Below are 14,575 nucleotides of genomic sequence, written 5' to 3'. Positions count from 1 at the left end.
TACCTGGCGGACCGACCGGAAGAGGAGAAGGCGGTAGCGGACTTCCTCCAGTCCGCTTCGCATGCGCCGTCGGCTCTGTTGATCGAGGGCGAGCCCGGGATCGGTAAGACCACGCTGTGGCAGGCGACGTCCGAGCGCGCCCGCAGCCGTGGTTTCCGTGTGCTGTCGGCCAGGAACCCGAGCACCGAATCGGTGCTCGCCTACGCGACGTTGACCGAACTGCTCGCCGACGTCGACGCCGCCGAGTTCGGTGACCTGCCCGCCGCCCAGCGCAGCGCCATCGAACGGATCCGCCGCGACGACGGCGCCGATGCCGCACCCACCGACCGGCGCGCCGTCGCGGCGGCATTCCTGTCGGTCGTCGAGGGCCTCGCTTCCCGACGACCGCTGCTGCTGGCGATCGACGACGTGCAGTGCGTCGACCCGTCCAGCTCGCATGTGTTGTCCTACACCGCACGTCGGCTCTCCGGGCCGGTGGGCGTGCTGGGCACCCTGCGCACCGACGGCACAGAGGGCTACACCTGGCTGCAGCTGCGGCGCCCGGATGCCACCCAACGAATCTCACTGCAGCCGTTGACGTCCCGCATGCTCCACGCCGTGGTCACACAACACCTCGAGCATCCGCTGCCGCGTGCGAAGCTGGCCCGCATCCACCAGATCTCCGGTGGCAATCCCTTCTATGCGATCGAACTGGCCAAGGTCGCCGACGGCAGGCCGGAAGTTCCGCTGCCGGACACGCTGGCCGCCGTGGTGGAAGCCCGGCTCAGCGGACTGAATCCCGAGACGATGGACGCACTCCTGGCCGCCGCCTCGGTGGCCAACCCCTCGGTCGATCTGGTGGCCGCCGCAGTCGGCACCGAACACGAGCGGGCGGTCGAGTTGCTCGAGACCGCCGAACAGCGCGGCGTCGTCGTCATCGAGGGCAGCCGGATCCGGTTCACCCACCCGCTACTGGCCACCGGTGTGTATACCGGCGTCGCCGCCGAGGACCGCAGGCGGATGCACCACAGGCTCGCCGGCTTCGTCGACGAGCCCGAATTGCAGGCACGCCACCTGGCGCTCGCCGCGACCGTCGGTGACGACGCCACTGTCAGCGCGCTCGAGCGGGCGGCGACCTCCGCTCACGCGCGAGGTGCGCCCGTCGCCGCCGCGGAGTTGATCGAGCTCGCCATCGCACTTGGCGGTGATACCGCCGAGCGACGAATGCGGTTGGCGGCGTACTGCTTTGACGGCGGGGATCCGTCCAGGGCACGCGCGCTGCTGGAGGGGGTGGTCGGCGATCTGGCGCCGGGACCGATACGCGCTGAAGCGCGGCACATGCTCGCGGTCGTGCGGTTCGTCGACGACGGCTACACCGAAGCGGTCGAACTGCTCACGACGGCGCTCGAGGACGCGACCGAGGGCCCGGCGAAGGCGGTCATGCTGACCACGTTGGCGTACGGCCTCTACATGACCGGTGACCATGCGTCGGCCTGGCTCCGGGCCGAGGAGTCGGTGGCCTACACCGAACAGGTCGGTATCCCCGGCCTGCTCAGCCTCGCACTCGGGGTCCGGGCGACGATCCAGTTCTTCCTCGGCGGCGGCGTGGACGATGCGAGCATGCGCCGCGCCCTCGAACTCGAAGACACCGAAACCTTCACGCCGATCATGCTGCGGCCGAGCGTCGAAGACGCTTTGATGCTGGCCTGCACCGGTGACCTCGACACCGCCTATGAGCGCATGCGGGAGATCTCGCGCCGCTGCACCGACCGCGGCGAGGAAGGCGAAGTCGTCTTCGTCGACTTCTACGTCGCGTTGACCCGGATCTGGCGCGCGGACTTCCCCGAGGCCAAGCGGGTGGCCCACGAAGTTTCTGCTCTCGCAAGGCAACTCGGTGGCGAGTTCCCCGCGATGCTCAGCCTGGTGCTACAGGCCTGGCTGGCCGCCTACGACGGCGCAGAGAGCAAGGCCCGCCTGGCCGCGGCGGACGCGATCGATGCCTGCCGACGCAGCGGCACCGCGTGGCACGAGGACTGGGCGCTGTCGGCGCTCGGATTTCTCGAGGTATCACTCGGAAACTACGGTGCGGCAATGGAGTTCCTCGACCCGCTGGTGTCGCGATTCGCACCGGAGTCCACCGAGATTCAAGCCGCGGAGTTCATACCCGATGCGGTGGAGGCACTGGTCGAGCTGGGCCGCGCGACCGAAGCGGAACCGCTGGTGGCCGCACTGGAACGCAACGGCCGTCGCCTCGACCGGGCGTGGATGCTGGCGGTGGGCGGGCGGTGCCGCGCCATGCTTCACGCGGCCGAGGGCGATCTGCGCGACGCCGCGAGCTGTGCGCGCCGCGCGCTCGAGGACCATCACCGGTTGGCGATGCCGTTCGAACGCGCTCGTACCCAGCTGCTGCTCGGGCAGTTGCAGGCCAGACTGCGCGACCGGCAGGCCGCTTCGACGCTGAACGAGGCGCTGGTGACGTTCGAGGCCATCGGCACGCCGGTATGGGCGGAGCGTGCGAAATCCTCGCGAGACGAACTCCGTTCCGCCGCGTCGAGGCCGGACGCGTTGACCGCCGCCGAGTTGCGCATCGCCGAGCTGGCCGCCGTCGGCCTGACGAATCGCGACGTGGCCGGTGAACTCTTTCTCAGCGCAAAGACCGTCGAGGCCACCCTTGCGCGGGTGTACCGCAAGCTCGACATCCGGTCCCGGGCCGAACTAACCCGGGTTATGGGTCAGTCCGGCCGCCGAGGGGTATAGAGGTGTCGCCCGTTTCCGGCTCAGCTGCAATTCTTGGGAGACGCGAGGGGACCCAGGGGATACCGTGATCGGCCAGTCGACACATCAGCACGCCGTCGCTGCCTTCCTGGACGCGATGGCGCTGGGCCCGTCGGCCCTACTGATCGACGGTGAACCCGGGATCGGCAAGACCACGCTGTGGCTGGCCGCGGTCGAGCAGGCGCAACAGCGCGGATTTCACGTCCTGTCGACCCGACCGGCGGCCGCGGAGTCGGTGCTCGCCTACACAGCGCTGGCCGACCTGCTCGAGGAGGCCGACACGCGCGCGTGGGCCGACCTGCCGACGCCGCAACTCCTCGCGGTCGACCAGGTGCTGCTGCGCGCGGACAACGACGCGGTGACCGATCAGCGTGCCGTGGCCGCCGCGTTCCTTTCGGTGGTCGAACGGCTCAGCGAGGACCGCCCCGTCCTGCTGGCCATCGACGATTTGCAGTGGCTCGACCCGTCGAGCAAGCACGTGTTCGCCTTCGCGGTGCGCAGACTCACGGGGCGTACCGGTCTACTGGCCAGCCTGCGTACCGAATCCGACGACCGTGCGGTAGACGACTGGCTGCAGTTATCGCGCCCCGACGCGGTGAATCGAATCCGGCTGCGCCCGTTGAACGTCCAGGATCTGCATCGGGCGGTCTCCACACGGCTGCGACGACCCTTCTCACGCCCCACCATCGGCCGGATCCACCAGGTGTCGGGCGGGAACCCGTTCTACGCAATCGAATTGGCCCGTTCCCTCGATGAACGGGCCCCGGGCATCGACGCGTCGCTGCCTCGCACCCTGACCGAGGTGGTGCGCACGAGGCTCGGCAGCCTCGACACCGATGTCCACGACGCCCTGCTGGCCGCCTCGTGCCTTGCCGCACCGACGGTCGAGCTCGTATCGAAGGCGACGACGAACGACGAGGACCGGCTGGTCGAACTGCTCGAGATCGCCGAGAGCAAGGGCATCATCGCTATCGACGGCAACCGGATCCGGTTCGCACATCCGTTGCTGGCCAGCGGGGTCTACACCGAGGCGTCCCCCGGCCGCCGCCGGTCGATGCACCGTCGGCTCGCCGAGATCGTCGACGAACCCGAACTTCGGGCCCGACATCTGGCGCTGGCGGCCACCAAAGGCGACGAGGTCACGCTGGATGCCCTCGACAGGGCGGCAGAATCGGCGCGGATGCGCGGTGCGCCCGCGGCGGCGGCCGAACTGATGGACCTGGCCATCAGCCTCGGCGGCGATACCGCGGAGCGGCGGCTTCGCTCGGCACTGCACCACTTCGACGCCGGAGAACAGGAACGCGCGGCGGCCGTCCTCGCCGAAGCCATCGAACAGCTGCCCACCGGTGCGCTGCGCGCCGAAGCGTTGAGCCGACTGGCGGTGGTGCGCCTGTACGGGGACGGATTCATCGAGAGCGCTCGGCTGCTTCGCGAGGCCCTCGACGAGGCGCACGACAACCACGCGCTGCGCGTTCAGACCTTGATCACGTTGTCGTACACGCTTTTTCACGCCAACCAATTGCAGCAGGGCCTGGACACCGCCGCGCAGGCCGTCGCGAACGCCGAGCCCCTCGACCAGCCGCACCTGCTCAGCATCGCGCTGGGGATGCTGGTCATACTGCGGTTCGCCGCCGGCCACGGTTACGACGAGGAGACCTTGCAGCGCGCGCTGCAGCTCGAGGACCCCGAGGCGTACACACCGCTGGTCTTCCGGCCCACCATGCAACAAGCCCTGCTGCTGGAGTGGACCGGCCGGCTCGACGAAGCGCGCGGTGTCGTGGACAAGATCTGTGCGCGGTGCCTGGAGAAGGGCGAGGAGGGCGAGCACGTCTTCGTCTCCCAGCACGTGGTGACGAACGCGATCGCGCGCGGTGACTTCGTCACGGCCAACCTGGTCGCCGAGGACGCCGTGGAGAAGGCCCGACAACTCGGGGGCAACACCTCGCAGTTCCTGACCCAGAGCTTGCGGGCCCAGCTGGCCGCGTTCGCCGGCCACGAGGAAACCGCCCGCAGGGCGATCGAGGATGCCCTCGAATGTGCAAGGCAGACCGGCACATTGCGCATGGCCGACCGGGTCCGGGCGACCCTCGGGTTTCTCGAGGTCTCGCTGGGAGACTACGAAGCCGCGGCAGCCGCGCTGCAATCGATGCTCTTCCAGTTCGACCCCGACAGCACTCCGACCGAACTGCCCAATGCCGCCTACCTGCCCGACGCGATCGAGGCGCTGATCCATCTCGACCGCCTCGATGAGGCGGAACGGCTCACCGCCGCGCTGGAGAACAACGGGCGCAGGACGAACCGGGACTGGATGCTCGCGGTCGGTGCGCGATCGCGCGCCGTGCTGCTGGCAGCGCGCGGCGACCTCGACGCCGCCCACGACGCTGCGCAGCGGGCGATGGCCACCCATCGCCGTCTGCCGATGCCGTTCGAGCGCGCACGGACCCTGCTGACCCTCGGTCAGATTGAACGCAGGCAACGCAAGAAGGAATCGGCGTCGGCACATCTTCAGGAGGCCCTCGAGGTCTTCGAGCATCTCAACATCCCGCTCTGGGCGGCAAAGTCCCGCGCGGAGTTCTCGCGGGCGAGCGCCGGACCTCAGCGCAGCGGGCAACTGACACCGTCCGAACAACGGGTTGCAGAACTCGTGGCGAGCGGAATGAAGAACCGGGACGTCGCGGCCGCGCTGTTCATCAGCCCCAAGACCGTCGAAGCCAACCTCGCGCGCATCTACCGCAAGCTGGGAATCAAGTCGCGGGCTGAACTGGGTCGACATGTCGGGCGGCCGAGCGGGCCCCAAAAAGGGGACCACACATAGGGAAACACCCTATTCCTCCGGTCGGGTCACAGGACTTACCGTCGTAACGCTGTCCGCCACCATCGACTGGAGAACCGGTGCGTCTCGACGAATCTCCCGCAACGCTGACCGACCACGGCGACAACACCCTGGTCACGACCGCCACCAGCAAGCCGGCCCTGGACACCGGGTTCGCGGTGCTGGGCCTGGTTTCGCTACTGGACCTGCCGCGTGGCGATCGCGCGGACCGGGTGGTGGCGCTCAGCGGTGCGGCGGCCGCCGGTTGGTACCTGGCCCGTCGCAATCGTCTCCGCCTCTAGCGGAGTTCACGGCAGCGCGCCGGGGCTGATCTCCTCGAGCATCTCGGTCACCAGCGCCGCGATCGGTGAGCGCTCGCTGCGCAACAGCGTGATGTGAGCGAACAAGGGGTGGCCCTTGAGTTTCTCGATCACGGCCGCGACGCCGTCATGCCTGCCGACTCGCAGGTTATCCCGCTGTGCCACATCGTGGGTCAACACCACACGGGAACCGGCGCCGAGACGCGACAGCACGGTCAGCAGCACGTTGCGCTCTAGCGACTGCGCCTCGTCAACGATCACGAACGAGTCGTGCAGCGAGCGCCCCCGGATGTGGGTCAGCGGCAGCACCTCGAGCATGCCGCGCGAGAGCACCTCCTCGAGCACCGCCGGGCTGGCCAGTCCTTCCAGCGTGTCGAAGACCGCCTGCGCCCAGGGCCCCATCTTGTCGCTCTCGCTGCCCGGCAGGTAGCCCAGGTCCTGCCCGCCGACCGCGTAGAGCGGACGGAACACCACGACCTTGCGTTGCGTGCGGCGCTCCAGCACGGCTTCCAGTCCCGCGCACAGTGCCAGCGCCGACTTGCCGGTGCCGGCCTTACCGCCGAGCGAAACGATGCCGACCGACTCGTCGAGCAACAGATCCAGTGCCACCCGCTGTTCGGCGGAGCGGCCGCGCAACCCGAACGCCTCCCGGTCACCGCGCACCAACTGCACCCGCTTCTCCGGCGTCACCCGGCCGAGCGCGTGCGACGTACCACCGAGCAGGCGAATGCCGGTGTGGCACGGCAGATCTCGGGCCGACTCCAGATCGATCTCGCCTTCGGCGAACAGCACGTCGATCTCATCGGAGACGACCTCGACCTCGGCCATACCCGCCCACCCGGAGGTGATGACGTCCTGGGCGTGGTACTCGTCGGCCGACAACCCGACCGCACCGGCTTTCACGCGTAGCGGGATGTCCTTGCTGACCAACGTGACGTGCTTGCCCTCGGCGGCGAGGTTGGCCGCGACCGTCAGGATCCGCGCATCGTTGCTGTCGGTGCGGAAGCCGGCGGGCAGCACCGAAGGGTCGCTGTGATTCAGCTCGACGTGCAGCGTACCGCCTTGTGTGCCAACGGGAATCGGCTGATCGAGCCGACCGTGTTCGAGCCGCAGATCGTCGAAGAGTCGCAGGGCCTGACGCGCGAACCAGCCCAGCTCATGATGGTGCCGCTTGGCTTCGAGTTCGCTGATGACCACCAGCGGGACCACGACCTCATGCTCGGCAAAGCGCGTGCAGGCCCAGGGATCTGACAACAGCACAGAAGTGTCGAGCACGTAGGTCCGGAGAGGCGAATCGATCACGTAGCGCTCCTGGTATCCGCGGGTCCCCCGCGAACCGTCGGCGGACACTGCGGCACCAGGGCCGGGGCCGGCCCTCTCGTGATCGCAACGATCGGGTACCGCCCGGACAGCAAAGCACGTCGCTAGCCATCGCAAACGACGCTACTCCCGTTGCGGCACATGCGCCGTGCAGGCGCGCCGTAGTGATCGCCGCTGCTCGTCCGCGGCGATGAGCGCGCGGTTACGCGGAGGTGAACTCGCGCATCTTCGGCTCGTCGGTCAGCCCCCACGCGGCGATCCGGTCGGCGATCACCTGACGCAGCTGATCCGGTCCGAAGATTCCGGCTTCGGCGACGTTGCGCACCTTGTCGGCGTACGCGTCGATGTCACCGCCGACGACGTCGAGTTCGGCCGCGCGTCGCGCGATGGCGTCGACGGTTTCGTCACGGCTCGTCGACAGCAGGTGGGCGACCAGGTTGGCGAAGAACTCCTCGTGCCGCTCCTCGTCCTTGGCGATGCGGCCGATGAGGTTCGCCAGCACCGGCTCGGTGATCTGGGCTTCGAGGTTGCGGCAGAAGACGGCGTGGGCACGTTCGAAGAAGGCCATGAACACCAGCCGCTCGACCTGGCTGTAGGTGTCGGCACGGTAGCCCTTCATCACGTGTTCGACGCGGACGTCCTCGTTGGCGGCCGGGTCGATCTCCCGGGTGACGACGAGGTAGTTGCGCAACGCGATCGCGTGCAGGTGCTCCTCGGCGGTCCACCGGCCGATCCAACGGCCCCACTTCTCCTCGAGGATGAAGCTGAAGACGAACTCGCGGTGGAAGCTGGCCAGGTTGTCCTTGGTGATGAGCAGGATCTCGAGCGCGTCGGTGACGTCCTTGGGCAGGGTCACCTGCGACGGGTCCCAGTCCTTACCGCCGAGAAAGGCGAAGTTCTCGCCCTGGTCGAACGGCACATAGTCGTGTGCGTACCAGAGATCCTCGCTGTCGATGTGACGACGCAGCTCCTGCTGCACGACCGGCTCGAGTTCGAGGATCAGCGCATTCGGTACAGGTTTCTGTGCCATGCGGTTACAGTAACTCAATTCTGTGGGAATCGTAAAATTCCCGACCGGCGTGGCGGGGGCTACAGCGTCAGCCCCGGATACAGGGGGTTGGCCTCCAGCAGCTCGGCAGAGGCGGCGTGAACGCGCTCGGCGGTGCCGTCGGCCAGCGTGTACTTGGCCTTCGAAGTGCCCTGCTGTTCGGTGTTGGACAGCACGTCCACGATCAGGTCAGCGACACGGTCGAAGTCGTCGGCCCCGAATCCACGGGTGGTCAGCGCGGGAGTGCCCAGCCGGATGCCGCTGGTGTACCAGGCGCCGTTGGGGTCTGCGGGCACGGAATTGCGGTTGGTGACGATGCCCGCGTCGAGCAGGGCCGACTCGGCCTGGCGCCCGGTCAGCCCGAACGAGGTGACGTCGAGCAGCACGATGTGGTTGTCGGTGCCGCCGGTGACGAGCTGGGCGTCACGCTTGAGGAAACCGTCGGCAAGCGCCTGGGCGTTGTCGGCGACGCGCTGCGCGTAAGCCTGGAAGGCCGGTTGGCGGGCCTCGGCCAGCGCGACCGCTTTGGCGGCCATGACGTGGGAGAGCGGACCGCCCAGCACCATCGGGCAGCCCTTGTCGACGGCGTCGGAGTACTCGGGCTGGGCGAGCACCATCCCGCCGCGCGGTCCGCGCAGCGACTTGTGGGTGGTCGTGGTGGTGACGTGGGCGTGCGGTACCGGGTCTTCGTCACCGGTGAACACCTTGCCCGCGACCAGACCCGCGAAGTGCGCCATGTCGACCATCAGCGTGGCGCCGACCTCGTCGGCGATCTCGCGCATCTTGGCGAAGTCGACCCGACGCGGATAGGCCGAGTATCCGGCCACGATGATCAACGGCTTGAATTCGCGGGCGGCCTCGGCCACCGCGCCGTAGTCGAGGAATCCGGTGTTCGGGTCCGTCCCGTAGCTGCGCTGGTGGAACATCTTGCCGGAGATGTTGGGCCGGAAACCGTGGGTCAGGTGGCCGCCCGCGTCCAGCGACATCCCCAGTAGCCGCTGGTTGCCGAGCTTGTTGCGCAGCTTCTCCCAGTCCGCCTCGGACAGGTCGTTGACGTGCTTGGCGCCGAGGGCCGCCAGTTCGGGCGCTTCGACCCGGGTGGCCAGGATCGCCCAGAAGGCAACGAGGTTGGCGTCGATACCGGAGTGCGGCTGGACGTAGGCATAGGGCGCGCCGAACAGCTCACGGGCGTGTTCGGCGGCGAGACTTTCGACGGTGTCGACGTTCTGGCAGCCCGCGTAGAACCGGTGCCCGATCGTGCCCTCGGCGTACTTGTCGGAGAACCAGGAGCCCATCGTCAGCAGCACCGCGGGCGAGGCGTAGTTCTCGCTGGCGATGAGCTTGAGCGAGTCCCGTTGATCGGCAAGCTCTTTACGTGTCGCCGCCGCGATGCGCGGCTCCACCGACTCGATCACCTGCAACGCGGCCCGGTAGGCCGCACTCGCGGTCTCGGCGTACTCGGCACCGGGAGCGGCAGCGTTGGAGGTCACGGGGTCTGCAGTCATGGGGTTAGCCTACTTTCTGCACCTGGGGCGCTCGATGCCCGTACCTGGGGCGCTCGATGCCCATACCTGGGCCGCTCGATGCCCATACCTGGGCCGCCGACTGTGGGATTGACACACGCCACACCCGCCGTCGGCGTGACGGTAACCCACGTTCGGCGGCGGTTCGGCGGCGCCTCAGGCTCAGGCGGCGGCTCAGGCGGCGGCTCAGGCTCAGGCGGCCCGCAGCGAGGACGGGATCAACGGCTCGTCGAGCAACGTGCCGAACCGCTGGGTCAGGCTGACCTCTTCGGGGCGTTCATCCAGCCAGCCCCGCAGCAACCGGTACCCCTCGACGTAGGTGCTGGTGTAGGCGCGCCACAGCGGCGACGACAGGAACCGCAGCATCTGGCGGGCGCGTTGGTCGTTGACCAGCAGCCACCGCTTGAGGAAGACGACGACATCGTCGACGTCGCGGTGCTCGTCGTGCAGCATCAGCGCCGCGTCCTGGCGCACCTCGGCCAGCGCCGCCGTCGCCTCCGACACCGCCTGGGCGCGCTCCCCGTCGAACCGCAGCCCCAGGTCGGCGTAGATCTCGCCGGCCCACACACCCCATTCGGGCCCGATCGCCGCGTACAGCGCGAGGTCGGCCAAGCCCTCGGCCATCAGGCACTGCGGGGTGTTGACCAGAAAAATGGTCTGCTCAGCCTGTCCCCTGCCCTCGACCAGCCCGGCCTCCTTGCGGCAGTGCTCGGTGTGGTGTCCCGGATACGACTCGTGCGCGACCAGCCGGGGCAGGTTCGACATCTGCTGCTTGAGGTCGGCGTTGACGGCCACCGTGGACTTGTAATCCCCGTGGTAGTAGTTGAAGCCCGACCACGGCTTGTCGGAAACCACCTCATAGGTGATGGTCTCCGCGTCGGGCAGCGGATACTCGGCGCGCACGCGGTCACGCAGCGCGCTGGAGAATGCGTGGATGCACTCTTCGAGGCGCGCAGGCGGAATCTCCTCGGCCGCGCGGTAGGCCTGCATCCGGTCGGCGAGCGGTCCGGACCCGCTCAGCACTTCGTCGAGCTGGCGATGGGCCTGCCGGTACCGCTCGGGGTCCCCTTTGGTGATGCGCACGTCGAAGTACGCCTCAACCTCGTCGACGAAGCCGACGTCTTCACCGGCGAATTTGCGGCCCGCGCACGCCAGCGCCCGCAGGTGGGCGCCGATGTAGTCCATACGCGCTCGCTCCAGCCCGTCGACCGAGGTCAATTGCCCCAGCAACCGGTCGGCCTGCCTGGCCAGGTCCGCGGGAACGGGCTGTGGTTCGGCGGCGACGGCACGGCGCAGCGCCGGGTCGCCGGTGAACGAGTCGACGTAACCCTCCTCCACCCGGTCGAAGCGCAGCCCGAGCAGCAGATACTCGCGGACCAACGAATCTGAGGTGCTGGCGTCCATGATCTCAACCGTAAATGCAAGACTGGGCGCATGGCGCGGCTGAGTGAACCCAGCCCATATGTGGAGTTCGACCGGAGTCAGTGGCGGAACCTGCGTATGTCGACGCCGCTGAAACTCACCGAGGACGAGCTGAAGAAGCTGCGCGGTATCGGCGAGAAGATCGACCTGCTCGAAGTCGAAGAGGTCTATCTGCCACTGGCCCGGCTGATCCACCTCCAGGTCGCCGCGCGCCAGCGGTTGTTCGCGACGACCGCCGAGTTCCTGGGCGGCGACTCAGACAGCGACTCTCAGCCCGACCGGCCGGTGCCGTTCGTGATAGGCGTCGCGGGCAGCGTCGCGGTCGGCAAGTCCACGACGGCCCGTGTGCTGCAGGCACTTCTGGCGCGATGGGAGCACCACCCGCGCGTGGACCTGGTGACCACCGACGGGTTCCTCTACCCCAACGCCGAACTGGTACGACGAAACCTGATGGGCCGCAAGGGTTTCCCGGAAAGCTACGACCGTCGTGCGCTGATGCGGTTCGTGACGACGGTCAAGTCCGGCGCGGAGTACGCGTGCGCGCCGGTGTACTCGCATCTGCTCTATGACATCGTGCCCGGTGAGAAGCAGATCGTCCGGCATCCGGACATTCTGATCCTCGAGGGCCTCAACGTGCTGCAGACCGGGCCGACGTTGATGGTGTCCGACCTGTTCGACTTCTCGGTCTACGTCGACGCTCGCATCGACGACATCGAGAAGTGGTACATCGATCGGTTCCTCGGCTTGCGCACGACGGCGTTCGCCGACCCGGCCTCGCACTTTCACCACTACGCCACGCTCACCGACGAGCAGGCCGTGTTCGCCGCGAGCGACATCTGGCATTCGATCAACCGGCCGAACCTGATCGAGAACATCCTGCCGACCCGGCCGCGGGCGACGCTGGTCTTGCGCAAGGACGCCGACCACTCGATCAACCGGCTGCGCTTGCGCAAGCTGTAACCGGCTACCGGTTGATCCGGCGCCAGCCCTGGTACTGCAGTTCGGCGAACGCCAGCGTGTACACGCCGGTGGCCAGCGTCAGGACCACGCCGATCGTGGTGAGCGGGAACACATTCGAGATCACGAGCACCACCGCTGCAACGGCGTAGAGGACGTTGGCCACAATCACCGCCATGCCAGCCGCCTTCAGCGACTGCAGCGCCGCCAAACCCAGCACCGCTGCCCCGTAGGCGATGAAGAACGCCGCCATTCCGTACTCGAAGGCGACGGTGGTGCCCGACGTGTCGGCCAGCCAGCCCGCGAGCGGAAGGGCCGCGATACCGGCGAGGCCGGTGAGGATCGCGTCGGCACGCATCGCGAAACGCAGTAGGGCGTCCGTCGACTCGTTCAGCCGTTCTGAGAGTGCGGTCATGATGGTTTCCTTTCTTGTGGGGGTGAGGGACCGTTCCGGAGCCGACGCCGCAACCTCTGACGACGGCGGCTCCGGACCAGCCATGAGGGGGGTCACGTCAGGCGACGCACCCCGAGGTACTGGGCGTAGGCGAAGGCGAGGGTGACGGCGGTGAACCCGGCGATGCCCGCAACGCCGGCTTCGGTCAGCGGCAGCACGCCGGTCGCCAGCACCGCGGTCACGACAAGCGCGAAGACGATGTTGCCGACCAGCACGCCGACACCGACGCGGCGGACGTCGGCCATCCCGGCCGCCAGGAACAGTGCGGCGCCGTAGCCGACGAGCGCGGCGCCGGCGATCCATTCGCTGGTGGCCGACAGACCGCTCAGTCGGGACAGCGGGTCGGCGGCCATAGCGATGACCAGGCCGAGACCCCCGCACAGCGTCGCGTCAGCACGCAGCGCAACGCGCAGCAGCGAGTCGGTCGCATCGAGGTCGCCGGTGGTGTTTACCGGGTGGGTGGTTGCGGTGGTCATGTCACCGACAGTGCTCAGATGCCGCTGCCAGATCGACGCAGAACGCTGCCAGCTACTGCCAACCGCAGGTCACGTGGGTATCGGGCCCAACGCTGGCGCCGATGCGGATGCGCGTCAGTCCTGAGCGGCCACCAGGTTGCCGCGCAGATCGGCAGCGATCAGCCGCGCGGCGGCGTTCTGCCAGTTGTGCAGCGACCGCTGGGGCACTTCGGTGACGAACCACTGCCAGGCCTGGCGGGCCACGGGGTCGAGTCCCGCCGCGGTGGCGTTCTGCGCATAGGCCCGCACCCCGGCGACATACGGGAAGTACAGCGAGTTGTAGTGCCGCCACTCCTCGGTGGTGCCGAACTCGCCGCCGTCGCGGGGTTTGAGCCGGGCGATGCGCTCGGCCAGCAGCGCCTTGAGTTCGGTCGCCCGCTCCAGCGGCTGGCCGGAGGCGCCGCGCGAGGCCAACCGCTGGTCGATGATCGGCAGGTTGGTCAGCGGGCTGGCGATCAGCTTGGACAGGTCGCCGTAGTGCCCGAGCGCGCGGCGGGTGAGGCGGACGAACGTCTGCTCGTCGATGCCGTCGAGCGGATTGTCCTTGCGCAGCGGCAGCGCAGCCTCGGTGCTGCGCAGGGCGGCGCGGTCGGCGCGCAGGGCGGGCGAGCGCGAGAACGCCAACCGGTCGAGCACACCTGCCAGCGGGTCGGCCAGGACGTTGATCGCGATCGCGACCGCCAGGCTGGTGAACAGCAGCACCGTCAGCGCGGTGTCGTGACCGGTGACCGCCAGACCGATCAACGCCTGACCGCCGAACAGCACCGCCACCACCGTCGTCGCCGCGAACGAGCGCAGCATGTCGGCGCGCAACGCCTGCCCCTCGTCGAACGCATCCCCGATCGCGACCGCGACACCGAGCAGCGCCACGTCGAAACCCGTCGAAGCGAGCGCCAACCAGCTGGGCACCAGCCCCAGCGGGATGATCAGGATCGCGTTGCCCAACGCGAAGAACAACGTCGCGACCACCACGAAACCGACCACCGGGACCGGCTGCGACTGGCGCAGCACCGCGTACACCATGGCGCCAAGCGAGGGCACCGAGACCGCCGCGAACATCACCCAGTGGCCAAGGCGCAACGGGCCGTCGACGCTTCCGGCCATCGCGGCGCCGACGAACGCGGTCGCGGCCACCGCGGCGACCATGCCGAGCTCACCGGCACGGCCACGCCAGGTGTCACGGGGCCGGGACAGCTCGAGGAGCACCGCGAACCAGGCGATGCCCGGCACGGCGACGAGGTAGACCTCGATGCGGCTGAGCACGTCGGCGCCGCTGACGGTCCGCACGGCGTCCAGCGCGACCACCGCCGCGAAGCTCGTCAACCCGATCGCGGCCAGCACAAGCACGGGCTTACGCGGGTCGCGGGCCAGCAGGTACAGCCCCAACCACCAGCTGAGCGCGAAGACCACCGCCGACAGCGCAGCCATGACTTCAGTGTTCCATCAACTA

11 protein-coding genes are annotated in these 14,575 nt (G+C 68.4%); 4 read left to right on the top strand and 7 right to left on the bottom strand.

Translation table 11 applies throughout. From position 1 onward, the window contains the following. The first annotated feature begins 3 nt into the window (after positions 1-3). The 3 genes from A5759_RS06595 (at position 4) to A5759_RS06585 (ending at position 5,868) form a co-directional block, all read left to right on the top strand. Positions 4-2,736 carry an AAA family ATPase gene (locus A5759_RS06595; protein ID WP_068195367.1) on the top strand — a complete coding sequence of 911 codons (2,733 nt, stop codon included), beginning with the start codon at positions 4-6 and terminating at the stop codon, positions 2,734-2,736. Between the two features lie 64 nt (positions 2,737-2,800). Beyond that, positions 2,801-5,569: a LuxR family transcriptional regulator gene (locus tag A5759_RS06590; RefSeq protein ID WP_066807926.1), complete on the top strand. Its 2,769-nt coding sequence runs from the start codon at positions 2,801-2,803 to the stop codon at positions 5,567-5,569. Between the two features lie 77 nt (positions 5,570-5,646). After that, positions 5,647-5,868 (top strand): hypothetical protein, encoded by a 222-nt coding sequence (locus tag A5759_RS06585; RefSeq protein WP_068195364.1) that lies wholly within the window; start codon positions 5,647-5,649, stop codon positions 5,866-5,868. Between the two features lie 6 nt (positions 5,869-5,874). Here A5759_RS06585 and A5759_RS06580 read toward each other — a convergent pair whose 3' ends face one another. The 4 genes from A5759_RS06580 to A5759_RS06565 all read right to left on the bottom strand — a co-directional run bounded on the left by A5759_RS06580 (position 5,875) and on the right by A5759_RS06565 (position 11,181). Next, positions 5,875-7,188, bottom strand: coding sequence for a PhoH family protein (locus A5759_RS06580; RefSeq protein ID WP_068195648.1), 1,314 nt, complete (start codon positions 7,186-7,188; stop codon positions 5,875-5,877). Between the two features lie 220 nt (positions 7,189-7,408). Beyond that, positions 7,409-8,236, bottom strand: coding sequence for an acyl-ACP desaturase (locus tag A5759_RS06575; protein WP_068195362.1), 828 nt, complete (start codon positions 8,234-8,236; stop codon positions 7,409-7,411). A gap of 59 nt (positions 8,237-8,295) precedes the next feature. Then, positions 8,296-9,759, bottom strand: coding sequence for a glycine hydroxymethyltransferase (locus A5759_RS06570; RefSeq protein WP_068195359.1), 1,464 nt, complete (start codon positions 9,757-9,759; stop codon positions 8,296-8,298). Positions 9,760-9,969: 210 nt separating this feature from the next. Beyond that, on the bottom strand, positions 9,970-11,181 hold the full coding sequence (locus tag A5759_RS06565; RefSeq protein WP_068195356.1) for a DUF885 domain-containing protein: 1,212 nt from the start codon (positions 11,179-11,181) through the stop codon (positions 9,970-9,972). A gap of 30 nt (positions 11,182-11,211) precedes the next feature. On the opposite strand from A5759_RS06565, the gene coaA reads away from it, so the two are divergent. Continuing rightward, complete coding sequence (gene coaA / locus A5759_RS06560; protein ID WP_066847312.1) at positions 11,212-12,159, top strand: type I pantothenate kinase; 948 nt, start codon at positions 11,212-11,214, stop codon at positions 12,157-12,159. A 4-nt stretch (positions 12,160-12,163) separates the two neighbouring features. Here coaA and A5759_RS06555 read toward each other — a convergent pair whose 3' ends face one another. The 3 genes from A5759_RS06555 to A5759_RS06545 form a co-directional block, all read right to left on the bottom strand. Continuing rightward, positions 12,164-12,571, bottom strand: a complete 408-nt coding sequence (locus A5759_RS06555; protein ID WP_064420114.1) for a hypothetical protein — start codon at positions 12,569-12,571, stop codon at positions 12,164-12,166. A gap of 92 nt (positions 12,572-12,663) precedes the next feature. Further along, on the bottom strand, positions 12,664-13,086 hold the full coding sequence (locus A5759_RS06550; protein ID WP_068195353.1) for a hypothetical protein: 423 nt from the start codon (positions 13,084-13,086) through the stop codon (positions 12,664-12,666). A gap of 114 nt (positions 13,087-13,200) precedes the next feature. Further along, positions 13,201-14,553 (bottom strand): hypothetical protein, encoded by a 1,353-nt coding sequence (locus tag A5759_RS06545; RefSeq protein WP_068195350.1) that lies wholly within the window; start codon positions 14,551-14,553, stop codon positions 13,201-13,203. Positions 14,554-14,575: the final 22 nt, after the last annotated feature.

Source organism: Mycobacterium sp. 852014-52144_SCH5372336 (genome assembly GCF_001665615.1).
GTDB lineage: Bacteria > Actinomycetota > Actinomycetes > Mycobacteriales > Mycobacteriaceae > Mycobacterium > Mycobacterium neumannii_A.
This window is presented reverse-complemented; position numbering and strand designations above follow the sequence as displayed.

Bases quoted from the DNA above. Each gene is read 5' to 3' on its own strand.
- A5759_RS06570 (WP_068195359.1), bottom strand. From the start codon at position 9,759: ATGACTGCAGACCCCGTGACCTCCAACGCTGCCGCTCCCGGTGCCGAG.
- A5759_RS06565 (WP_068195356.1), bottom strand. From the start codon at position 11,181: ATGGACGCCAGCACCTCAGATTCGTTGGTCCGCGAGTATCTGCTGCTC.
- A5759_RS06575 (WP_068195362.1), bottom strand. From the start codon at position 8,236: ATGGCACAGAAACCTGTACCGAATGCGCTGATCCTCGAACTCGAGCCG.
- A5759_RS06555 (WP_064420114.1), bottom strand. From the start codon at position 12,571: ATGACCGCACTCTCAGAACGGCTGAACGAGTCGACGGACGCCCTACTG.
- A5759_RS06550 (WP_068195353.1), bottom strand. From the start codon at position 13,086: ATGACCACCGCAACCACCCACCCGGTAAACACCACCGGCGACCTCGAT.
- coaA (WP_066847312.1), top strand. From the start codon at position 11,212: ATGGCGCGGCTGAGTGAACCCAGCCCATATGTGGAGTTCGACCGGAGT.
- A5759_RS06545 (WP_068195350.1), bottom strand. From the start codon at position 14,553: ATGGCTGCGCTGTCGGCGGTGGTCTTCGCGCTCAGCTGGTGGTTGGGG.